The following is a 21,248-nucleotide window of genomic DNA, read 5'->3' on the forward strand; positions in this document are numbered from 1 at the left end:
TATGGATGGTGCTCTATGGCATCAACCAAGTTTAAACCTACATAATGTGACGATGCTTAAATTACCCCCTTATTCACCTGAGTTAAATCCATCTGAACAGGTGTGGTCGTATTTGAAACAACATTGGTTATCCAATAGGTGTTTTGATGGTTATGAGGCTATTGTTAATGCTGCTTGCAAGGCTTGGAATAGACTTTGTTCCAAGCCCGAGCTCATTCAGTCTATAACTTCTCGTGATTGGATTGGTTTATAGGTTTATTTATGGAATTGGTATAAGTACATCTAAAGCACGAACTTCTCCCTCTTTAGCAAGGATTTGCAACTTGATCTTGCGAGCAGATGCAAGAGAAAGTTCAGCACTTGATATAACAGAGCTTATCGCTATTAGTAAAAAAATAGAAACTACCGCACTGATGACGCTCATATACCGCCTACTTAACTAGTTTGTTTTCGCTTATTATATGGGTTTGCTTGTGCTTATTTAGACAGATGTTTTTCCTGTTTTTAATAAGCGCTATTATATGCCTCACTCTCAACATGAATGGCTGGTAACATTAATAATTGAGATTGGTGTATTATATGCCAAATTGTATAATTTAGCTTTGCTTTGATCGTTATCTTGTGTAGGCGGTGTGTCTTAGTAGTTTAGGCGTTATTTGTTATGGGACTTTATGGGGTATTTGCTTAACAGGCTAACTAGAATAGATAAGCTGCATAAAATAGAAACAAATCAATTCCTACCTGTTTACCTTGATTTATGTATAATCAACGTCATAATAGAATTATTGACGTTTTTTAAGTGATATAAGTCATGATTTAAAGCGAATTTTTTAGCAGATTTATGCGTTAAGATGAGTTTTTTAGTCATCTTCTTTAACCACGTCAAACCAACTTAGCTAACCTTTAAACTTAGCTAGCTTTTAGCTGTTACATACCTTTTAGCTGTTACATACATTGTTAATAAAAAGAGAACCATTATGACAGATACAACACCAGTTTCTGCTATTGATACAGAACAGACGGATATAAAAAGTAATATTACAATTACCGAGCCTGCACAGCAGTATTTAGCTGAGCTTTTGGCCAAACAAGACACGCCAGGTATAGGTGTGCGCATTTTTGTTGAGCATCCAGGTACTCCTCGAGCCGAGTGCTGTATGGCATATAACCAGCCTGGAGAAGAAGATCCTGCTGATTTACAAATGCCATTTGAGCAGTTCACTGCCTTTATTGAAGCGACATCGGTTCCTTATTTAGAAGATGCGGTTATTGATTATAATAAAGATCGTTTTGGTGGACAGCTGACTTTCCGCGCGCCAAATTCAAAAGTGCCAAAAGTAGGTGCAGATGCCAGTGTTGAAGAACGTATTAATTATGTTCTACAATCTGAAATCAACCCAAGCCTAGCGGCGCATGGCGGTAACGTACAACTGCTTGAGTTAATTGAAGATGATGAGGCTGGTTTAACCGCTGTGTTAAAGTTCGGTGGTGGTTGTCAAGGTTGTTCAGCCGTTGATTTAACTTTGCGTCAGGGTGTTGAGGTACAGTTAAAACAGCAAATCCCAGAGTTGATGCAAGTGGTTGATGAAACAGACCATAGTTTGACTGAAAATGCTTATTATAAATAGCGTATTATAAAAGTCATTTTTTATATAGAAGGCGCTCATCTCAACTTAAAATGTAGGCTTTATTTTATGTAAAGTTTGGCTCCCTTCCTTTCTCTTTATCCAAGCACAGCTTGGCTCTTGCGAAGCTAAAAAGTTCCCCCAGAGTTTTTATTAACGCTTTTCAGAGTTACTGAGAAAGGGGGACTTCCCACCCTCTTCGGTATTTTGCAACAGACAGACGAAATATACTGTCAAGAAACCCGTTATTAATGTTGCCAGCTATTGATGTTGATAGTGGGGTATAAAAGCTGAGTTATCATGGGGTAACTCAGCTTTTTTATGTTTTTAATAGCTCAAGTACGCCAACAAGTAGGTTATTAGCTGCACTTGATTTAATTGTTGGTACTGATTTTAAAAAAAGTTCAGGAGATACCGCTAGATTAATCAGAAGTGATTTTCAACGGCTTAATATAGCTTATGCAAATAGAAATAAACCAAGTAATGCAGTGGTAAAGTATATTTCTACAAATAGACCACAATCAATAGCTGAAGGTGGAAGAATTGACAAAGTTCATATATTGGTTGAAAAGTTTGGGGGTGAAGCTAAAAACTGGAAAAAGATGAAAGGTTGGGATAATAATGGTAGAGAATACCACTGGTATCAACTAAAAAATGCTCCTAGTGTTGGGTGGAAAAGAGCTGGTGAGCATGATCCTTTTTAAACTATTATTTTTCAGGGGAATTTTATGAAGGTGAGGTTAAGAAATATTGACGAATGTGATGAATTCTACAGAAGACTTATGGGAAATGTCGATCTTAGCCATGATACAATATATGAAGTTATAGAAATACAACAAAGTTCATATCGTCTTGAAGGTGATAGAAAAGAACCTGCTTTATATGATAAACGCATGTTTGACATTGTAGACCCCACTATTCCTGAAGGTTACATATATCAATTTTGCTATGAAGACAGTGAAGAGTTTCATGAAGATGAAGACGGCTTTATATGGCGTGATTTTGAAGAGGAGTATAACATAACACCCAAATGCTTCGCTCAAAGAGCTTTTTTCGATTTTTATTTTGACAGGCATGAAGAGCAGGTTGCTATTTATAATGAGTACATAAAAAATAGAAATAAGTCGGCTTAAAATATGTTTAAATAAGATGTTTTTAAGTATTGCTTATACTTATCAATTAAAATTGAAAGCTAGATTAAAAGGTTGAGTTGTTTTTATACCATGACAAGTTATAAAAATAACTCACCTTTTTTATGCTTAGTAAATGCAACTTTAGCCTTTCAAAACAAATTAAACTCACCAACAGCTTACGAGCTTCTTTAGTGGATGTCTTTGCAGGAGAAGCGTTTAGTGAAGGTGTAAAAGATATTGATGCTGATGATTTTGCCCGTAACTTAGCCCATAAGCTAGCGGCGGCTGGTGTGGGCTGTATTGCAGCAGGTGCTAAAAACCAAAGCTGTGATGCAGGCGCAATCGGTGCCGCTGTCGGTGAGATGGTTGGGGATTATTTGGTAGAGCAAGGCTTTGAAGGAGAATTGTCTGCCGCACAAAAACAGAACATCCTCAATAGAGCTAAACTGGTAGCAGGTACGGTAGCTTTAGCCGTTGGTGCAGATGTGGATACTGCGGCAAATAGTGCAGGAGTGGCTGTTGAGAATAATTCTTTAAAAGTGGCAACAACCGTAATAAAAGTCTCTGGTAAAGTTTTTAAAGTAGCCGTAAAGAAAGGTAAGTATAAAAGACTTAAAAGATGTACTTAAAGAAGAAAGTTTAGATATTGTCGATAACTTAATCACTTTAAGTGATGGTGAAGTTAATATAAATGATGCTAAAGCTATTATAGATCTAGTGGTCGGAACCAGTTTAAATAGAGCAAATAAAGGTGAAGCTGCTTTAGAAATTAATAGGCTATTATCAGGAAACCCTCCTTTACCTGTTCCTAATCCATTAAAATCGAAAAACGGTCTTACTTATAAATCTAATCCAAAACATACACTTGGACAGTCAGGTAATAGGGCTAATGCTGGAATAGAGCCTAGAAATTCTTTTGAATTATTTGGCAATTCGGTACAGTCTGGGAGGAAAAGGTACTCCCTAGACTCAAGTGGGAATATACACCAATATACTAATGCAAATGATGGCACATGGCATTGGGCAGGAAGAACGGGATCAGATCAACCAAGTGCTCAAAGATTAAATGTTGAAAATATCCCTAATGAAGTTTTTTCTAAATTAGGAACTAGTTATACAACTGTGAGGAAAAAATGATATTTGGTAATCCTGGGATTTATCTAGATGACGGTACTTATGATGATTTTTCAATCATTATTGAAAAACTGACAACTGATTTGTACAGCGTAAATTTTTGTATTGACATGAAATTGTTCCCAACACATTTAGCCTATAATGAAAAACAGATAATTTTAGATGCTTTTAACGAGAGAGATATTTTTCAGCAACAATCAAAAGAATTGTTTTATTTAGAGGATAGAGAGCTAATGATAGCTTTGATAAAGGAATCTTTTGTAAATATATATAGAATAGAGCAGGTTATTAGTTTGGGTCTTTATCCTAAAGAGTATTCAGATAATGAACTTAAAAAGTTTGAAGACTTATTAGATTATGATATAGCTGTTGAAGAGAACAGAAACAAGCTTTGGGAAATAGACACTTTAGAATATACCAATAAAGGTTTTTATGTTTTTATAGTAAATTATGGCAATGAAACTAAAATAGTCTTCATTCAGCAAAAAAAATATGACGATCAAGATAATAAATATGGAAGATTTTTCCACAAGGATAGATCTTTAAAAAGAGTTAGTTTTTTCGATGATATTAATTGGTCAGTGAAAGTAGTAAAAGTACTTAAAGATGATTTAATTTCAATAAACTCAATGATTATCGATAAGCTACTATCTTAAAGTATAATCATATATTGATTCAAAGAAATTGCTAAGCGAGGAAAAACAACCAGCAGTTGCCAGGTGAGTGGAAAAAGGTATATAAAGATGGATATGCTAAAGGTAAAAAAGTATCAATTCATTATTTTCAACATTCTTCTGGGAAGGTTTCTGATGTCAAAGTTAAAGATGGTTGGAGCAATTGATAATAGTTGGATTAATAGAAAATGACTACAGAATCAGAAAAACTTAATTCAGGTAAATTAATTTTTAATATTATAGCGGTTGGTCTTATTCGTTTATTAATGAAAAATAAAATTGATTTTGACCAAGCTCATTTCTTACTGTTTAGCCCTAGTGCTCTGTCAAGAGTAGAGGATAACAATACTCTTGATGAGTTTAAAATGATTATAGCTAAAGCATTAGAGCTAGAGGATATTCGCCGTTTAGTAGGTGAAGAAGCCTATCAAAATGAATTGAAAGCTTTGGAAGACGAATTATGTGAACATTTAGTTTATAGCGATTATGAAGATATGCATAAAGCATCACGCATCATAACTTCATTAGGAATTGTAGAAAATCTAGAGGTTAAGCCTAAAGATAACAAAGTAGAGGTGATTGCTATAGATAAACCTAATACCAAATCTAAAAATTAACATAGCGAGGAAAACGATTGCAAACGCTACATATAGTAGGTTTAGCGAGTTTGACAAAGATAGGTTATTTTTCAGAAAAGGTATAACTTGAACGTTAATGGTGCGACCATTCAAAGTACAGGTCAGGAAATTAAACCAAACACTCAGGAAATGCATTGGTCGGTTTGGAAGTTTAAAAATAGAACGGACAAAACGGGCACTAGAGTTGGAAGGGTTATTCCTATAACGAAGCAAGACCAAACTACAGATATGATAATTAATAATTTACCTTAGGATAAACTTATGAGCATACTTGCTGAACTTGATTCTTATGAGATGCATTCTGAAATCAATGGAATTGATTTAAAGTACTATGCCATCTTCTTCTTTTATCTCATAGAATGGGCTTATTCAAGAAAGTTACTTTCAGAAGAGCTAGAGCATGACAAATCATTCATTAATGAGTTAAAACGAGTGAGAAATCAGGAAATAGATTGTTTTGACTTTCTATCAACACAACTGGACTTTAAGCTTTGTAGCAACTTTTTTAAAGATGACATAGTCGCTGACTTTGTCGGACTATATATTGATATTGACTATGATCCTGACCTAACAAGACATATGTGGAGTTATGGTAATGAGTTTTTGCTACAAAGAGACTTAATAACCAATACTTATAAACCTAAAGAAAGCAAAGCCTTAATGGAGGATATAGATAATGCATTTAAGACTTTTATAGAGATTAACTATCCTGATAAGGGCGGGGATTATTTTCCTATAAAACACAAAAGATAGCTTCTGAATATATCTTATTTATGTACTTCATTAAGTACATAAAGGTTATCTTTTTAATATAATACCTTTTCTAAAAATAACTTATCTTGGTCAAACTTGTTGAACCTACTATATGTAGCGTTTGCACTCGTTTTCCTCGATAGCTTAATTTTTAGATTTGGTATAAAAATGAAAAGCTGAGTTTAGACTCAGCTTTTTTATGCATATTTATAAAACATAAGACCTCAGTAGCTTTGAAGAGGCACTCATCAATAGGTTACGCTCATCGCTATTGCTAATACTGTATTTTAATATACAAAACCATCGGTAGGGTGTCGTTCCACGCACCAATAAATAATAGCTCAAAGGTGACAGAGTGTGTATTTTAATTTAGGTTTAGCTATAGATACTTTACACCTGAAAAATAAGGAGAATAAGATGTATTTAGTTGGATTTTTTAAAGAACTTGACCCAGAGTTTAGTAATTTCCCAGATTCAATTTATGATTTTAAAAATAAATTAGATCCAGATATAAAACCTATGGTTTTAAATTATCTAACACAATCAACAGGCATAATGGATTGGGTTGACACGGTAGGGGATTGTTTAAATAGAGATAGAGCGATAGTGGGTGGGTCATGTGAATGGAGTGACGGAGAATGGATATTTAGAGAAGATTTAGCTTATTATGTAAAGGAATATGATGTAGGTTTACCAAGTAAGTTTATTGAAAAAATTATTAATAATAATGGTATTCCTCCACTATCGGATGAAACAGTAAGAATGGATTTAGATGAAATTATGGGCACAATAAATCGAGCTTATGATGGAGATAGAGATGTGTTCGTTGAGCCATAGCAAACGTAGCGTAGGTGCAACATAGTGAAACCCACATATCAAGACTTAAATCTTAAACCAAACACCAAAACAAAAGGCTGGGTTTTAAATCCAGCCTTTGTTATCTATACTATCCAATTTATAAAAAAATACCGAAACTTTCCAAACCACAGAAGAACATCCATTTTTGGTAGTGAGTGCAGGATGGCTATCTGCTAAAATGCTTCAAGCAGGGATGACGCTTGTTAACCGTGATAATGAGCAAACGCTCAAAGTTGTTAGCCAAACCAAGCTAGATAAAACCGACACTGTATATAACTTTGAAGTTGATGAATTCCATACTTATCACATCGGTGAGTTTGGGGTTTGGGTGCATAATGCTTGTTCCCCAAGATTTCAAGGAGCAAGTCAGTTGACTTTAAATAGATTAGATAAAGTACTGTCAACTGCATCTGACTCAACAGTAGGTAGTGGGGTAAAGAATTTTACCCAAGAACGATCAAGAAGCAGACTGGCGGACTATAAATGGTTAACTGCCAATCCTAAGGAAGTGATTAGAGATGATGTAAACCTAAAAATCACTAAACTTCAAGATGGTACAAAAATAATTTTAAGAGATAGTAGTACTGGTCCAAAAACTATTGAAGTTCAAAAATCTAATGGAAGTAAGGTGATGGAGATTAGGTATGAAAAACCATAACATGAAGCCTTGGTGTGATGTAGATGATCCATTAAAAGAGTACTATAACTTATTAAATGATCAGGATTTAAAAAAAATAGCTACTATTACAAATAGACAGAACTTGAAACTACCCTGCTTTCAAAAAGAGCTCATAGGTAATGCATTACTGTTAATAGATTTTTCTGATTATCATAATGTATTTTCACAATTTCAGCTTTTTTCTGATTTGATTAACCAATTCAGAAGTCAAGAAAGTTATTTACTTTGGATACCTTTGAATAATGACGATGTAGATAATTTTAGTAAATTCAATCCATTAATGATAGCGAAAACGCCTTTTGAAGTTGAGTTCTTAACAAAAGCTTCAGGATCAATGATGCAAATGATGACAGGTGGTTTTATGGTGATAGACTCTAAGAGTCAATTTATTTCTATGATTATAGATGGATATTATATGTTAAGCATAGTTTATGACATCTCTTTAGCTAATATTTTTCAAAAATATATAGATAATTGGCGTGTTGTTCATGAAAATTTAGATGAAACCACAGCTACTACTCTATTGACTTGCCAAGCTGAGTATGGCTGATATTTATATAGCTAGGTTTATATGAAAAGCTTTCTGAGCGTCTAATCCTTTGTTTTAACTAAAAACAGTGAACTGAATTAAAAAAGGTAAGTTATTTTTATACTTTGACAAGGTGTGAAAATAACTTACCCTTTTTTACACCTAGTAAATGCAAATGTAGACTTTCAAACATTAGGCACTTACCAACAGCTTACGCATCTCCTTAGTGGATGTCTTTGCAGGAGAGGCGTTTAGTAAAGGGGTAAAAGGTATTGATGCCAAAGGTTTAAATACAGATACTTTGCCCGAAACTTAGCCCATAAGCTCGCGGCGGCTGGTGTGGGCTGTATCGCTGCCAGTGCTAAAAACCAAAGCTGTGATGCAGGCGCAATCGGTGCCGCTGTCGGTGAGATGGTTGGGGATTACTTGGTAGAGCAAGGTAATGAGAGTAATCTTTCAGCAGCAGATAAACGGTATATTTTAAATAGAGCTAAATTAGTAGCGGGTACAGTAGCCTTAGCCGTTGGTGCAGATGTGGATACTGCGGCAAATAGTGCAGGGGTGGCTGTTGAGAATAATGCTATAAATTGGCTTCCAGATCACTGTAACAAATTGTATGAAAGAATTTAGGGAACAAGGAGGTATAATTTCTAGACAAACATCTATGCATAATGGTGATTGGCAACTAATTGAAATCCTCGATAAAGATGGTTGGACTGTTGGATATACAGCTTATAATAAAATCACAAAAAATACTGATTTTATTATTCGTAGAAATGAAATCTAAGACTTTATGAATGCACACCCTGACAATATTCGATTAGCTGTTGATTTAGCTAAATTAGCTAAAAATAAACCTCAATATCAGCATGATGCCGAAATGGCTATCATGAATAGAGATTTTAAGGCTTTCAGCCAATCATGGAAAGATGCGTTAACTTCACCTAGTTATTATTTGTTTCTTGCAACGAATGCGTCAGGTACTATAGTAGCTAAGTCTGCAGCTAGTAAAGTATATGTGTATAGAAAAATGTCTATTACGGAGGCTAATCTAACATTAAGAACCAATAAATTACAGCCACCTAAAATAGGCTCTAATAGTAGTAAATATCTTTCAGAAGATTTAGAAAAAGTAAGAGCCTTTAGTAATCGAGGAGTCACTGAACCAGAAGTAATCGTCAGATTTGAACTCGAACCGAGTGGTTATAACTCTTTGATGTCAAAAGCGGTTGACCAAAAAGGCTCTAAAGGTGTTAAGGCTATTAAACTAAATACTGAAGGCATCACTGCACCTGGCTTGACTAATATTGGAGTTCCTTCTGATATTCTTGAAAATTTCAATAAAATAATTAAGAAAAATGGAGTGAAGATTTATGAAAAATAGAAATATTGAGATTAAAAATACAGTTAAAAAAATAACTAATTTATTCAAAAATAATAATTTTGATATGGGGTATGAGTTGCTAAAAAACTCAAATCTACCAGATGTTGCATTTTTGGAATGTGAAGGAAATGCAGAGTTCTATAAAAAGAACTATAGTGCTGCATTCGATTTTTACAATCAGGCATATGAAAAAGATAGTAATTATAAGATATCGAGATATTATTATCTATGGGCTTCTGACTTTTTAAATAAAAATGATCTCGTTCAAGCTTTTCAATACTACCAAGAATCAATCGAAATAGAACCTGATTTTGTCGATGCTTATATTGATTTAGGTGCTTTGTTAATTGATATAGGAGAGTTAGAATCCGCTAAAAAGTGTTATGAAGATGCCCTTGCTATAGATCCACAAGATCAGTTAATTAGAAAGAGCTTAGATTCTTTAAAAGCCATAATTAAAAATTAGCATTCAAAGCTGATTCAAATGAAACGCTACCATGAACCACTAACCAAATCAATAGTTTGAATAAGAATAAGAATAAGAATAAGGGTGAGTTATTTTTATACCATGATAAGTTATAAAAACAACTCACCTTTTTTATGCTTAGTAAATGCAACTTTAGCCTTTCAAAACAAATTAAACTCACCAACAGCTTACGCACCTCTTTAGTGGATGTCTTTGCAGGAGAGGCGTTTAGTAAAGGGGTGAAAGGTATTGATGCTGATGACTTTGCCCGTAACTTAGCCCATAAGCTCTCGGCGGCTGGTGTGGGCTGTATTGCAGCAAGTGCTAAAAACCAAAGCTGTGATGCAGGCGCAATTGGTGCCGCTGTCGGTGAGATGGTAGCAGAGATGTTTCCGCCACCTATGGATGGTGTTGCTTATGATAGTGAAGAAGAGCGTAACATAATTAATGCGAGTAAATTAACAGCAGGTACTATCGCTCTTTTAGCTGGTACAGATGTCAATACTGCAGCTCAAACAGCTCAAACAGCAGTTGAGAACAATGCTTTAAAATTCTTCACTACTACAGGCAAAGTTCTATACAAAGCTTTCAAGCACATTGATGTAAAAAAAGTAAAAAATCTTGCTGAGTTTAAAAAAGAGCTCAAAACCTCTTTAAAAAATACAGGTAAAGAGGAGTTGATCAATATAGCAGATGATTTATATACCATATTTTCCAAAAACTCTAATATTTCCTCAAGAGTTTTAGCTAGTATAGATTTACTGACAGGAACTGACTTTAAAACGAGTGGTCATTCAGCCAAAAGAATAGCTGATATTCAGAAAAAAATTGGCATTAATAGCAAAGAAGTATCTCAGTTAAAGCAAGATGGCTATAAAGTTTCCGATCAGGTTTCAAAATGGACTCACCAAATTAGAATTAATCGCCTTAAAGGCAGTGATTTTGAAAAAGGTGCTTTAAGTCGATTGGGTAAAGATTTGGGCATAACGGTAAATAAGAATTCGGAAGTTACAGAAATTGTCACTGAAAAAGGGCTGATACGCTTTATACCTGATGCTAAGATTGGCAACAAGAAGATTAATTTAGTTGAGGTAAAAAATGTTAAATACTTAAGTATGTCAAATCAATTTAGAGGTTATATCGCAACTAAACAACCTATTCACTTAATAATAGGTAAAGATACTGTTGTATCTGAACCTTTACGAAAGGCAATATATGCTTCTAAAGGTAGTATAAAAAGATATGATCAAAATAAGGATAAGTTATATTAATGCTTTTAGTCTACATAATTCAAAGTGAGTGTAAACAATGAAAAGAGCAGCTTATAAAGTAGATGTTCAAATATTGAGCCGTTTACCAATGCATGATTATCGAGATTTAGCTTCTCGGCTTAATCTACATTTTAAAATGCTACCCAGTATGACACCGACTCGGTGGAATATGATCGAACCTATCAATCGCCCTTTTGGTGAGGATACCGACTGGGAAGAAGAAATGCGACTGCTATTCGACCCGACACTTTGGCCAAGTTTTTATTGGAGGCGTCATAAAAAAACACAATCAACGGGTAGTTTCACTAGAGCTATTGATAATAGAACAGGTCAGTTGTTACCCACTCATTCTGATGAGAGTATAACAAGTATATTATCTCAAACTAATATGGATGAATTGATTAGCTATGTCAAAACAAGCTCAGTTCAGTTTAAAGCTGATATTGCCTATATTGATGTTATACATGATGCCTATCGAGATGCCGTGTTAGAAGAGTTAAAGCATTATCAAAACTCATATGCGGTATCTATTTATTTACTTACCAACAATCTTAGACACTGGTTAGATGATATTTATTGGGGAACCGTATTTGGTGATGCTTATGTGCGTTTATTCGGTATGGATAAGATATTGTCTGCACCTGTATATAAAGTAGAGCAACTTAGTGATGATACGGTATATTTGCAATTAACTGAAAATATTACAGACAGTTATGAAAAATTTGAAGAGTTTCAACAAATACGCCAAGCGGTAAAAAATCATTTAGATCCGATGGCGTTTTATCAAAAAGATAAGGCTTATTATATATATGGTCAAGATTTTTTCCCTGACTTTGAGTTAGCACAAAAAACTGCTGGTAGTGTGTTTCATGTGCCTGAGTTTCGCCTACTTTCTGATTCGGTATTAGACTGGAGTAAAATATAGACTAAATTATAGTATAGAATTATGCACCTCCTTCCCTTTTCAACTTCTTTATAGAAAGCCTTTAACAGAAGCTAAGCCCATTGATGCTGATGACTTTGCCCGTAACTTAGCCCATAAGCTAGCGGCGGCTGGTGTGGGCTGTATTGCAGCAAGTGCTAAAAACCAAAGCTGTGATGCAGGGGCAATTGGTGCGGCTGTTGGTGAGATGGTTGGGGATTATTTAGTAGAGCAAGGTAATGAGAGTAATCTTTCAGTAAAAGAGCGTCAGGATATTTTAAATAGAGCTAAATTAGTAGCTGGTGCAGTGGCAGCTGTCGTGGGTGCGAATGTTGATACTGCGGCAAATAGTGCTGGAGTGGCTGTTGAGAATAATGCTTTAAATGTACTTGAAGATCACTGCCTAAACTGGACAAATTGTACAAAAGAATTTCAAGATCAAGGTGCAACAGCTAGGCCAACTCAGATGTATAATGGTAAATGGCGTTTAATAGAGTATCGCAATAAACAGGGAAAGATTATTGGATATACTGCTTATAATACAGCAACTAAAGAAGTTAATTTCTTAGTCCGCAATCATGAAATACAACAATTCATGAACACATCTCCTATTCTTATAGAAAATATTGTGGGCATGGCTAAGCTTACTGAAAGTAATCCCGCAGCCTTAAATCAAATGCAAATGGCTGTCATGCGAGGCGATTTTTCGAATTATGTAAGAGCTTGGGAACAGGGATTAAAGGACCCTTATTTTGTAGCACTGGTTTCTATGAATGCTATAGGATCTGGAGCGGGATCAGTTGCATCAAGAACTTTTAGTCAAAATGAGTTGAAGCAACTGGCTAACATGTCGGGTATGCTGAGAACAGCTTCTAGAAGTAAAGGGAATTTCAGTATAGGTAATGCTACAAGAGCAGAAGCAGATTCCATGGGGAGAGCGTGGGTAGGTCAAGGATATAGAGTATCACAACAAAATCCTAATGTATGGATCAGTAAAGATGGCATGAGACAATATAGACGTCCAAGCCCTAAACCAAACTCAAGTTTTGCCACCACAGGCATACAGGCTAACTTTGAAGAGTTCGAAATGTTAAAAAATGTATCTAAACAGGGGAGTATAAGCTGGAAAAAGACAATTATGAGAAATGGTCATTTAAATATAAAGGATTAAAATATGCTATCAATTCAAGATATATCCTTTGACAGTCATGAAGATATTACTGAATTTTCTAAAAGTTTCGACGAGTTTGATTTGAATAATAATTTTTTTGATTTAACAGTATACCTTACTTTAGGAGAGGGAGAAGTTGGTAGTAATTATTATTTTAGTTTAGATAGCTATTATGACAGTTGTACTGACAGTCCTATTATTAATAATTATGAAGTATACTTTCGACGAAAGGGTGAGTTTTCAATGAAATATTTTGATAAATATATTTTATTAGATTTTATTAATCAATTAATTGCCAATAATTCTGATGGACTAGGTTTATCTGAACAGTCTAAAAATCTATCTAAATATTTCCACTGGGAGTTTGATAATTACGTAGATTTATAGTGCATAAATACAGATTTTCAAGTATCACTTCATTTAAACTACATAGGTATTTAGTGTAAAAAGGGCAACTTATTTTTATACCATGACAAGTTATAAAAATAACTCACCTTTTTTATGCTTAGTAAATGTAACTTTAACCTTTCAAAACAGAGTAAACTCACCAACAGCTTACGAGCTTCTTTAGTGGATGTCTTTGCAGGAGAGGCGTTTAGTAAGGGAGTCAAGCCTATTGATGCTGATGACTTTGCCCGAAACTTAGCCCATAAGCTCGCGGCGGCTGGTGTGGGCTGTATTGCAGCAAGTGCTAAAAACCAAAGTTGTGATGCTGCGGCAAATAGTGCAGGGGTGGCTGTTGAGAATAATTCTTTATTCCTTGAAGCTAGTTTTGCATTAAGACATCCAAGCATAGCTTCCCAAATTGGAACTGTGTCGGATGATCCTGGTTCAGAACTAATACCGAATATCTCCACTATAACATCAACTTTCCAGATTAATTTAATAAACAATAATCCAAACTTAAAAAATGCTAGTAATTTAAAACAGGAGGGAGGTATTGCCAATGCATTTCGTCATGTGCTATGGCAATCAATTATTACTCAAAGGTTTGGTTCTTCTATAGCAATAGAGGTAGGAAACTCTCATGAGTTTAAGGTTATGGAGAAGGATATAAATATACCTAGTTATGGAGGCAAGAATCTTGATGGTTTTATTTACAGAAACTTGTCCGATGCTGATGAGGTTATTGATCAGTTTAATAACCGTATAGGTAGGTATATTGCAATAAATAACCCAAATAAAAATAATAAACAATATGCAAGATTAGTCTTGGAATATTATCGTAATAATGGTTTGTATCAGGCTGTGAAGATATTTGATGGTTCGTATGTAATACGTAAAGTAAAACTACCTAATAATGCTTACAATCATTCGATTACTATTCTCCAAGATTTGGATCATACTGGAGCTGGTGAATCGATTAGAAAGAGAAGAGAGTCTCTGAGAAAACCTGATAACCCATTAGCACCATAATACGGAGGTTTTCAGATGAATACTATTGTTAAAAAAATTACGGCTCTTATTATTTTAATATTGATAATCCTATTATTTTTTTATATCAAGAATATCAACGACTTTGAAAAAAGATTAACAAAGAAAATTATTCAAGATAATAAAGTTGGTAGTGTCTATACCTTAGAGGATTTTATGAGACCAAATCTATATACATTATTTGGAGAAGTTGACCAAATAAATATCTATAATGGTTATGACTTATCAAATCAAAAGCGAAAGTTTGTATTTTATCAAAATGGCAAGCAGGTTAAAATGATAAGTACGCAATTAGAAGGTATTGGTGAAGAGAAAAAGGGACAGGTTTTTCTTTGGTCTAATGAGGTAGATGTGGCGTATCAATGTACACCAAAATCTAAGATTATAGTAATGGATATTAGTGATTCTGAGCTTTACTATATTAAACCTATTGATTGCATAGTTATCAGTGATATATATAAGCCGTAATAATTTTTGTATAAAGTAAAGCAAGTTAAACCTACGGTAATCACCCAAAAAAATAATAACACCTAAAAGCAGAAACTCATTGCCAAAAGCGGTATTAAAGTAGCAGGTATCGGTAATCTGCCAAAATCAACTGGCACATTAATTAAAGATACGCCGAATAGCACTAAGACTTCCTATTTACCTCTAACTGTTGATATACCTTTGGAAAATTATTACTATCGATTTCCAGTAAAATTTAGAGATTTGTTTAAGGGTAAAAGACTGCCTTGTTGTCTTTCAAATGAAGTTGATTTAGTTGTTATTTTAGGTTCTTTTGGAGAATATGTATATATATTGATAGATGGCAAAAAAACACAAACATCACCTTTGTCTTTTATACAGGTCATTGTTGGCTTAACTGTTTTTCAGCGTTTATTTAAAGACTCTAGCGGTAGGCTTTGGTTAATGAAAGTACGTATTGTTGGATTGCTAAGCTTAGTGCTGGTAGCATAGCCTTATTATCTCATGTAGACGTTGATACTGCGGCAAATAGTGCACAGACAGCCGTTGAGAATAATGCTATATGGGCTGCCATTCCTGCTATTATTTGGGTCGCTGATAAAGCATGGACTGCATATCAAGTTTATCAAGACATTCAAGCACTTCAAAATGGTACAAAAACATGGGAGCAACTGGCACGAGAAAAAGGCACAGAATATATGGCTCAAGCCATATTAAGTAATGTGGCTAAGTTTGGGCTCAAAGCGGTTAAATCAGGGAGTGGTTATGCTTTAAGGAAAGTGGCTCAAACCTGCTCTTTCCGTGGCGATATGTTGATAAAAACAGTTTCTGGTTACAAAACTATTGACAGTATTAGCATAGGTGATCAGGTGTTGTCACGAAATGAGCAGACAGGTGCTGTCAGTTTCCAAACAGTACTCAATCAGTATAACAATGCTTATAAACAAACCGTCTATATTGATATTGTTGATGCGGATGGTAATAAGCAAACTATTGTTTCTAACACCATACATCCATTTTTTGTAAAAATAGATCATAACACCCCTGTTCCCCCTTCATCAGAAGGTCATCATTACAAGGGTGAGATTGAAAATGCGCATTGGGTAGATGCTAGTAATTTAAAAGCAGGATATAAGCTGTTATGTGAAAATGGACAGTGGCAGATTGTTCAAAACATTAAAGTTACCGATGAACCTTTATCCGCCTATAATCTCACGGTTAATAATGACCATACTTATTTCGTTACAAGTAGTGGAACGACTTATGGCGTTTGGGTGCATAATAGTTGTTTTGTAAAACCCTCTAGCAACCTAAAAGTAGGTGATAGAATAGATATAAGTAGCTTTAAAGAGTCAAGATTTAATGGTCAAAAAGTTTATAAGTACGGAAATTATATGATAGTTAAAGATAGACGGGCAGGGACTTCTTCAGCTCATGGTGGTAGCTTTTGGAAACTATTGGATAAGAAAGGTAATAGAATTGGCACCTTATCAGAAGATGGACGATATTTAAGAAGATAGGAGTATTTAAATATGAATAGTTTCAGAGTTCTTGTGATATCTGTATTTAACCATTGGCTAACTGAAAAAGAGGCTAGCGATAGCCTGACTATTTGCTATAAAGTTGCTGTTAGAAATAATGCTTTAAAACAGTATTTTATTGAAGAAAATAAATTCATAAATTTTTATAAATCCTTAGGAAGTGAAGCATTTTGTTTCAATGGGAATAATAGGATTAAGTTATCAACTGATTCAATTGAATTTAAAGAATATCTAATATCAGGTTTAAGAGAAGATAACTTTAACCTACATCATATAAGCTTTATAACTAGCCCAATCATTGTAAAGGGTGGGTATGATAGAACAGATAGTATAATAGTGGATGGTAATGAAGATGAATTAATCAGAAGAATATATAATTTAGTTGCATCAAATGGATTATATGTATTAGAAGATGTAGTGATAAATGAGTTTGAATATAAAGAGTTGTTTAGCTAGTTTTTTTAATAGGTTGGAAGTACGGAAGGTATTTGATCGAAAAGGTAACCGTATTGGTACCGCAGACAAGCATTTGAATATTTTTAAGGATTGATATGAGCTCTTTATTAAGCATTCTATGCCAAGATGATGTTAAAAATACTGCTAAAATTAGAATAAATTTAGGTGGAGAATACGAAACATTTGATTTAATGACAAATGATTGGTCTTTAAAGAAGTATATATCTCAGTGGAAACATGCAGCTAAAATTGCTCTTAATTCAAGGCAAACGGTTGGGTTGATTAAAAGATATGAAAGCTCAAAAAACCATGTCAAATCAATAGATATCTATACTATAATCCCCAAAGAAGAAGCCTATCCTAATATCTATGATGAAAATAGTGGTTTCTATATAACAGAAAGTTTTATGTTTATCTCAGAGCGTCTTGAAGTATTGTCATCTAACCAGTATTTTGATGAAATATATGAATCTTATGGTCATTATTTTCCAATATATTATTTCGATGAGAATAATATTAGTAGGTTTTATTTGTATTTATCAGAGAAGGTTGAAGGTGTATCAAGTTGGGAAGTTACTAATAAAGACTTAAGAGCTATATTAGATATAAATGATATTTAAAAGTAAAGTTTTCTACCTTGATTTTTTATGATAAGCTCAGTGATTACTTATTTAAAAATTGTATTTTTAGAGTATTTGTCACGCAAATATTATATTCAATTTAAAAAATAATCATTAAATATAAGGGTTTTTATGATTAATTTAAAAATGACTTATGTTCAAGATTTACAACCAGGATTGTGTTTTCAAATTGGTTTTATAGATAAAAAATCAGAATATATATATGAAAACTCTATGAGGGTTTCTGAAGAAGCTTTTTCATTATTTGAGTCAGTGTTTCGAACAGAATTTCCTGAAGGTAGTGATGAGTTTATTTATTATCATTGGGGAAACCATACTCATAACTTGGAGAGCACTAGAAATATAATTTCTAAGTTGATTGATAAAGAGCAGAAATTTGAAAAATACGATATTGATAAAGAAGATTTATCCTATTATTCTAATGAATTACTAGGGTATTTAAATAACAATAAAACAGAAGTGATAGAATACTTAAATAAGCTTATAGGCTTTTTAATGAAAGTTTACGATAATAATTACGAAGGAACTTATGTTATAGGTATCTAAGCACGCTACCGTACCACAATTAAACGCCAATAAATCAAAGGCTAGGTTTTAATCCTAGCCTTTGTTATCTATGCTATCCAATTTATAAACCACAGAAGAGCATCCATTTTGGGTAGATGGTAGTGGTTGGATACCAGCCTCTGCCTTAATAGCTGGAATGAAGTTTATTGATAGAAACAATGATATATTGACCGTTGTTAGCCAAACCAAGCTTGATAAAACCGATACAGTATATAACTTTGAGGTAGATGAATTCCATACTTATCATATCGGTGAGTTTGGGGTTTGGGTGCATAATAGTTGTTATACATACCTTAAAAATACAGAGATTCCTAAATTTACAGTAAACAGCACTCAGCTCGGTAGAAAATTAGGAAAGCATGTTCAAGATTTTGGGGGTGATGTTACTAAGAAAGCTGATAGAGATATGATCACTAAAAAAATTAACGATATTGGTAATAATCCTGATAAAGTTATTACTGGAACATTCTCTGGTCAAGGAGTAAATGGAGGTAGAGGGGATGTGCTATTTTTTATAAAGGGTAATGATGTCGTGGTTACTAAACCTAATGGTGAATTTGTTACTATATTAAAGGACGGAGTTACTTCAAATACTTCCGTCAAAACAGCAATAGCTAAGGCTAAATAGTATGTCTTTAATATCAAAACTTATTGGTAAAGAAATTACAAAAATCTGTGGTGAGGTATTTTTTGAAAGTATTGAGTTTATAGGAGAAAATTTTAAAGATATTGATATTTTAAGATTTAATATTTTTTTCAATGATCTGAATATTACATTCGAAGTGGATAGCACCGGAGAAGGAATTGTTTTAAGTCAAGACAAGCCATTGAAAAATGTAGATATGGAAGAATACGGTATTATTAGAATAAGAGATCTTACAAATTTTTTAAATTTGAAAGATTTCAAAAGTCTTAAAGTTACAAATATTTTTTACGTCATGTATAAGTCTATAACAGCTGGTTACGCTTTTGTATTTGATGATGAAATGTTTGTTATTTTAAATTGGGGAGATCAACTTCTTTGTTTTAATAACCTTCCAGATTATATATCAAATGATGGCTATACACTTTCTAATATTGACTAAACGCTTTCATAATAAGAAAGGTTGGGTTTTAAGCCCAGCTTTTCTTATTTTGATTAGCGAATTTATAAACTAAAAAATACCGAAACTTTCCAAACCACAGAAGAACATCCATTTTGGGTAGTGAGTGCAGGATGGCTACCTATCATCAAGCCACCTGATTAAAACCTCCCAAGTTTAGGTGTACGGATTTGATAGCAGAGGTCAGTCTGGTTTGTGTGTCAAGATATATGAATTGGGAATATCTGTAATTAGGAATATATATTTTAACAACATTAAGCCATATGCTATTATTAAATCAAATTTAGCAGTTAATTAAATCTTTAAATTAAGGAAGAACCATGAGTAATGACAGCACAAACAACCACCACCTAGAAACCTTGTCTATTCATGCTGGATATAGTGTAGAGCCAACTACTAAGGCAGTAGCTGTTCCCATTTATCACACCAGCTCCTATGCTTTTGACGACACCCAACATGGTGCGGATTTGTTTGATTTAAAAGTAGCGGGTAATATCTATACCCGTATTATGAACCCAACCAATGCCGTATTAGAGGAGCGTGTAGCGGCTTTAGAAGGTGGTATTGGCGCTTTGGCTGTTGCATCAGGTATGGCGGCGATTACGTATGCTGTGCAGACCATTTGTGAAGCAGGGGATAATATTATTGCTGTTTCAACGTTATATGGAGGCACGTATAACTTATTTGCTCACGCATTACCTCGCCAAGGTATTGAGGTGCGTTTTTTTGATCATACAAACCCTGAGGCCATACATGATCTGGTCGATGAAAAAACTAAAATGGTTTTTGCTGAAAGTATCGGCAACCCATTAGGTAATATTATCGACATACGAGCGATAGCGGATGCAGCCCATCAATATGGTGTGCCTGTGGTGATTGATAATACGGTAGCAACGCCTGTCTTATGTCGTCCATTTGAGTTTGGTGCTGATATTGTTATTCACTCCTTGACCAAGTATATGAGTGGTACAGGCACCTCTATCGGTGGTGCTATTGTGGATAGTGGCAGCTTTAACTGGGGTGATTATCCTGAGCGCTTTCCTTTATTGAACCAGCCTGATATTAGTTATCATGGCGTGAACTTTGTTAAAGATGTCGGTGCAGCAGCCTTTATCGCTCGTGCTCGTGTAGCACCTTTACGCAATACTGGTGCAGCGTTAAGCCCACTTAATGCGTTTAGTATTTTGCAAGGTATTCAGACATTAAGCTTGCGTATGGAGCGTCATGTACAAAACGCTCAAGCAGTGGCAGAATATCTAAAAGACCATGACAAAGTAGCGTGGGTTAAGTATGCTGGTCTGTCGGACCATCCAGATCATGAGCTGGCTAAAAAGTACATGAAAGGCACGCCATCTGCTATTTTAACCTTTGGGGTAAAAGGTGGACGTGAAGCAGGCGCACGATTTATTGATGCATTGAACTTAATTACGCGTTTGGTGAATATCGGTGATGCCAAATCATTGGCCAGTCACCCAGCCACTACCACCCACCGTCAGTTAAATGCAGGTGAGTTGGCTAAAGCGGGGGTCAGTGAAGATATGATTCGCCTGTCTATTGGTATTGAGCATATTGAGGACATTAAGGCAGATTTGGCACAAGCATTAGACAAAGCCTAGTTCAATGTCATACCAAATCTGAAAATTAAGATATCGAGGAAAAAGAGTGTAAACGCTACAAGTAGTAGGTTTAGCGAGTTTGACAAAGATAGATTATTTTTCAGAAAAGGTATCAGTTTAGCTTTGATTGGCTAAAAGTCATTATCTGCGAATCATAAAAAACCCTAAGCCAATAAATAAATGGT

The 21,248-nt window shown here is 34.4% G+C and carries 29 protein-coding genes and 1 pseudogene; 29 read left to right on the plus strand and 1 reads right to left on the minus strand.

The annotated features are described in order from the left end of the window. Nucleotides 1–253, plus strand: a 253-nt coding sequence (locus tag H140_RS0100905) for a transposase (RefSeq protein ID WP_019671773.1), incomplete at its 5' end; no start/stop codon positions are given. A 6-nt stretch (nucleotides 254–259) separates the two neighbouring features. Here H140_RS0100905 and H140_RS15735 read toward each other — a convergent pair. Further along, complete coding sequence (locus H140_RS15735) at nucleotides 260–424, minus strand: hypothetical protein (protein WP_019671774.1); 165 nt, start codon at nucleotides 422–424, stop codon at nucleotides 260–262. Between the two features lie 553 nt (nucleotides 425–977). Here H140_RS15735 and nfuA point away from each other — a divergent pair. The 28 genes and pseudogenes from nfuA (at nucleotide 978) to H140_RS0101065 (ending at nucleotide 21,063) form a co-directional block, all read left to right on the plus strand. Further along, nucleotides 978–1,628, plus strand: a complete 651-nt coding sequence (gene nfuA / locus H140_RS0100915) for a Fe-S biogenesis protein NfuA (RefSeq protein WP_019671775.1) — start codon at nucleotides 978–980, stop codon at nucleotides 1,626–1,628. 485 nt (nucleotides 1,629–2,113) lie between these two features. Further along, nucleotides 2,114–2,329, plus strand: coding sequence for a hypothetical protein (locus tag H140_RS0100920; RefSeq protein ID WP_019671776.1), 216 nt, complete (start codon nucleotides 2,114–2,116; stop codon nucleotides 2,327–2,329). Nucleotides 2,330–2,407: 78 nt separating this feature from the next. Next, a complete protein-coding gene (locus H140_RS0100925) occupies nucleotides 2,408–2,758 on the plus strand; it encodes a hypothetical protein (protein ID WP_227672870.1) in 351 nt (116 codons plus the stop codon). 191 nt (nucleotides 2,759–2,949) lie between these two features. After that, entirely contained in the window at nucleotides 2,950–3,387 is a 438-nt protein-coding gene (locus tag H140_RS16170; protein WP_051086833.1) for a VENN motif pre-toxin domain-containing protein, read from the plus strand. 88 nt (nucleotides 3,388–3,475) lie between these two features. Further along, on the plus strand, nucleotides 3,476–3,895 hold the full coding sequence (locus tag H140_RS13650; RefSeq protein ID WP_019671778.1) for a hypothetical protein: 420 nt from the start codon (nucleotides 3,476–3,478) through the stop codon (nucleotides 3,893–3,895). Continuing rightward, nucleotides 3,892–4,548 carry a hypothetical protein gene (locus H140_RS0100940; protein ID WP_019671779.1) on the plus strand — a complete coding sequence of 219 codons (657 nt, stop codon included), beginning with the start codon at nucleotides 3,892–3,894 and terminating at the stop codon, nucleotides 4,546–4,548. The genes H140_RS13650 and H140_RS0100940 overlap by 4 nt, the downstream gene beginning before the upstream one ends. A gap of 206 nt (nucleotides 4,549–4,754) precedes the next feature. Then, on the plus strand, nucleotides 4,755–5,183 hold the full coding sequence (locus H140_RS0100950) for a DUF3969 family protein (RefSeq protein ID WP_019671781.1): 429 nt from the start codon (nucleotides 4,755–4,757) through the stop codon (nucleotides 5,181–5,183). Between the two features lie 282 nt (nucleotides 5,184–5,465). Continuing rightward, a complete protein-coding gene (locus H140_RS0100960; RefSeq protein ID WP_019671783.1) occupies nucleotides 5,466–5,957 on the plus strand; it encodes a DUF7832 domain-containing protein in 492 nt (163 codons plus the stop codon). A gap of 357 nt (nucleotides 5,958–6,314) precedes the next feature. Further along, entirely contained in the window at nucleotides 6,315–6,794 is a 480-nt protein-coding gene (locus H140_RS15015) for a DUF677 domain-containing protein (RefSeq protein ID WP_227672869.1), read from the plus strand. A 139-nt stretch (nucleotides 6,795–6,933) separates the two neighbouring features. Then, a pseudogene (locus tag H140_RS16175) lies at nucleotides 6,934–7,473 on the plus strand (polymorphic toxin-type HINT domain-containing protein); the annotation flags it as partial. Then, nucleotides 7,460–8,044, plus strand: a complete 585-nt coding sequence (locus H140_RS0100975; RefSeq protein WP_019671786.1) for a hypothetical protein — start codon at nucleotides 7,460–7,462, stop codon at nucleotides 8,042–8,044. The pseudogene H140_RS16175 and the gene H140_RS0100975, both read left to right, overlap by 14 nt. A gap of 318 nt (nucleotides 8,045–8,362) precedes the next feature. Next, entirely contained in the window at nucleotides 8,363–8,653 is a 291-nt protein-coding gene (locus tag H140_RS0100985) for a VENN motif pre-toxin domain-containing protein (RefSeq protein ID WP_019671788.1), read from the plus strand. 163 nt (nucleotides 8,654–8,816) lie between these two features. After that, the gene (locus tag H140_RS0100995) at nucleotides 8,817–9,407 is read left to right on the plus strand and encodes a hypothetical protein (RefSeq protein ID WP_019671790.1); all 591 of its coding nucleotides are present in this window, start codon (nucleotides 8,817–8,819) and stop codon (nucleotides 9,405–9,407) included. Then, nucleotides 9,397–9,873, plus strand: a complete 477-nt coding sequence (locus H140_RS0101000; RefSeq protein WP_019671791.1) for a tetratricopeptide repeat protein — start codon at nucleotides 9,397–9,399, stop codon at nucleotides 9,871–9,873. The genes H140_RS0100995 and H140_RS0101000 overlap by 11 nt, the downstream gene beginning before the upstream one ends. A gap of 239 nt (nucleotides 9,874–10,112) precedes the next feature. Beyond that, the gene (locus H140_RS0101005; RefSeq protein WP_208596149.1) at nucleotides 10,113–11,144 is read left to right on the plus strand and encodes a putative toxin; all 1,032 of its coding nucleotides are present in this window, start codon (nucleotides 10,113–10,115) and stop codon (nucleotides 11,142–11,144) included. A gap of 37 nt (nucleotides 11,145–11,181) precedes the next feature. Next, nucleotides 11,182–12,069 carry a hypothetical protein gene (locus H140_RS15025; protein ID WP_019671793.1) on the plus strand — a complete coding sequence of 296 codons (888 nt, stop codon included), beginning with the start codon at nucleotides 11,182–11,184 and terminating at the stop codon, nucleotides 12,067–12,069. Nucleotides 12,070–12,202: 133 nt separating this feature from the next. Continuing rightward, complete coding sequence (locus H140_RS15030; protein ID WP_019671794.1) at nucleotides 12,203–13,237, plus strand: VENN motif pre-toxin domain-containing protein; 1,035 nt, start codon at nucleotides 12,203–12,205, stop codon at nucleotides 13,235–13,237. A 3-nt stretch (nucleotides 13,238–13,240) separates the two neighbouring features. Then, complete coding sequence (locus H140_RS0101020; protein ID WP_019671795.1) at nucleotides 13,241–13,624, plus strand: hypothetical protein; 384 nt, start codon at nucleotides 13,241–13,243, stop codon at nucleotides 13,622–13,624. A 183-nt stretch (nucleotides 13,625–13,807) separates the two neighbouring features. Then, complete coding sequence (locus H140_RS0101025) at nucleotides 13,808–14,653, plus strand: DUF6973 domain-containing protein (RefSeq protein WP_019671796.1); 846 nt, start codon at nucleotides 13,808–13,810, stop codon at nucleotides 14,651–14,653. Nucleotides 14,654–14,668: 15 nt separating this feature from the next. Further along, nucleotides 14,669–15,139 (plus strand): hypothetical protein, encoded by a 471-nt coding sequence (locus H140_RS0101030; protein ID WP_019671797.1) that lies wholly within the window; start codon nucleotides 14,669–14,671, stop codon nucleotides 15,137–15,139. 201 nt (nucleotides 15,140–15,340) lie between these two features. Then, nucleotides 15,341–15,631, plus strand: a complete 291-nt coding sequence (locus tag H140_RS15745; RefSeq protein ID WP_156819041.1) for a hypothetical protein — start codon at nucleotides 15,341–15,343, stop codon at nucleotides 15,629–15,631. Continuing rightward, nucleotides 15,577–16,659, plus strand: coding sequence for a polymorphic toxin-type HINT domain-containing protein (locus tag H140_RS15035; protein ID WP_019671798.1), 1,083 nt, complete (start codon nucleotides 15,577–15,579; stop codon nucleotides 16,657–16,659). Before H140_RS15745 ends, H140_RS15035 begins: the two co-directional genes overlap by 55 nt. 12 nt (nucleotides 16,660–16,671) lie before the next feature. Beyond that, entirely contained in the window at nucleotides 16,672–17,136 is a 465-nt protein-coding gene (locus H140_RS0101040; protein WP_019671799.1) for a hypothetical protein, read from the plus strand. A gap of 95 nt (nucleotides 17,137–17,231) precedes the next feature. After that, on the plus strand, nucleotides 17,232–17,756 hold the full coding sequence (locus tag H140_RS0101045; protein WP_019671800.1) for a hypothetical protein: 525 nt from the start codon (nucleotides 17,232–17,234) through the stop codon (nucleotides 17,754–17,756). A gap of 132 nt (nucleotides 17,757–17,888) precedes the next feature. Beyond that, nucleotides 17,889–18,323, plus strand: a complete 435-nt coding sequence (locus H140_RS0101050) for a hypothetical protein (RefSeq protein WP_019671801.1) — start codon at nucleotides 17,889–17,891, stop codon at nucleotides 18,321–18,323. 148 nt (nucleotides 18,324–18,471) lie between these two features. Further along, nucleotides 18,472–18,972, plus strand: coding sequence for a polymorphic toxin-type HINT domain-containing protein (locus H140_RS0101055; protein WP_409371729.1), 501 nt, complete (start codon nucleotides 18,472–18,474; stop codon nucleotides 18,970–18,972). Between the two features lies 1 nt (nucleotide 18,973). Then, complete coding sequence (locus H140_RS0101060) at nucleotides 18,974–19,429, plus strand: hypothetical protein (RefSeq protein WP_019671803.1); 456 nt, start codon at nucleotides 18,974–18,976, stop codon at nucleotides 19,427–19,429. Nucleotides 19,430–19,767: 338 nt separating this feature from the next. Then, nucleotides 19,768–21,063: an O-acetylhomoserine aminocarboxypropyltransferase/cysteine synthase family protein gene (locus H140_RS0101065; protein WP_019671804.1), complete on the plus strand. Its 1,296-nt coding sequence runs from the start codon at nucleotides 19,768–19,770 to the stop codon at nucleotides 21,061–21,063. The last annotated feature ends 185 nt before the right edge of the window (nucleotides 21,064–21,248 follow it).

The organism is Psychrobacter lutiphocae DSM 21542, from assembly GCF_000382145.1.
Classification (GTDB): Bacteria; Pseudomonadota; Gammaproteobacteria; order Pseudomonadales; family Moraxellaceae; genus Psychrobacter; species Psychrobacter lutiphocae.

What these genes read in the sequence shown, in the direction of transcription:
- H140_RS0100975 (WP_019671786.1), top strand. Translation starts at nt 7,460, where the DNA reads ATGAAAAACCATAACATGAAGCCTTGGTGTGATGTAGATGATCCATTA.
- H140_RS15025 (WP_019671793.1), top strand. Translation starts at nt 11,182, where the DNA reads ATGAAAAGAGCAGCTTATAAAGTAGATGTTCAAATATTGAGCCGTTTA.
- H140_RS0101030 (WP_019671797.1), top strand. Translation starts at nt 14,669, where the DNA reads ATGAATACTATTGTTAAAAAAATTACGGCTCTTATTATTTTAATATTG.
- H140_RS0101050 (WP_019671801.1), top strand. Translation starts at nt 17,889, where the DNA reads ATGATTAATTTAAAAATGACTTATGTTCAAGATTTACAACCAGGATTG.
- H140_RS0101065 (WP_019671804.1), top strand. Translation starts at nt 19,768, where the DNA reads ATGAGTAATGACAGCACAAACAACCACCACCTAGAAACCTTGTCTATT.
- H140_RS0101045 (WP_019671800.1), top strand. Translation starts at nt 17,232, where the DNA reads ATGAGCTCTTTATTAAGCATTCTATGCCAAGATGATGTTAAAAATACT.
- H140_RS0100940 (WP_019671779.1), top strand. Translation starts at nt 3,892, where the DNA reads ATGATATTTGGTAATCCTGGGATTTATCTAGATGACGGTACTTATGAT.
- H140_RS0101060 (WP_019671803.1), top strand. Translation starts at nt 18,974, where the DNA reads ATGTCTTTAATATCAAAACTTATTGGTAAAGAAATTACAAAAATCTGT.
- H140_RS0101020 (WP_019671795.1), top strand. Translation starts at nt 13,241, where the DNA reads ATGCTATCAATTCAAGATATATCCTTTGACAGTCATGAAGATATTACT.
- H140_RS0101040 (WP_019671799.1), top strand. Translation starts at nt 16,672, where the DNA reads ATGAATAGTTTCAGAGTTCTTGTGATATCTGTATTTAACCATTGGCTA.
- H140_RS0100960 (WP_019671783.1), top strand. Translation starts at nt 5,466, where the DNA reads ATGAGCATACTTGCTGAACTTGATTCTTATGAGATGCATTCTGAAATC.
- H140_RS0101000 (WP_019671791.1), top strand. Translation starts at nt 9,397, where the DNA reads ATGAAAAATAGAAATATTGAGATTAAAAATACAGTTAAAAAAATAACT.
- nfuA (WP_019671775.1), top strand. Translation starts at nt 978, where the DNA reads ATGACAGATACAACACCAGTTTCTGCTATTGATACAGAACAGACGGAT.
- H140_RS15735 (WP_019671774.1), bottom strand. Translation starts at nt 424, where the DNA reads ATGAGCGTCATCAGTGCGGTAGTTTCTATTTTTTTACTAATAGCGATA.
- H140_RS0100950 (WP_019671781.1), top strand. Translation starts at nt 4,755, where the DNA reads ATGACTACAGAATCAGAAAAACTTAATTCAGGTAAATTAATTTTTAAT.
- H140_RS0100925 (WP_227672870.1), top strand. Translation starts at nt 2,408, where the DNA reads ATGGGAAATGTCGATCTTAGCCATGATACAATATATGAAGTTATAGAA.
- H140_RS0100995 (WP_019671790.1), top strand. Translation starts at nt 8,817, where the DNA reads ATGAATGCACACCCTGACAATATTCGATTAGCTGTTGATTTAGCTAAA.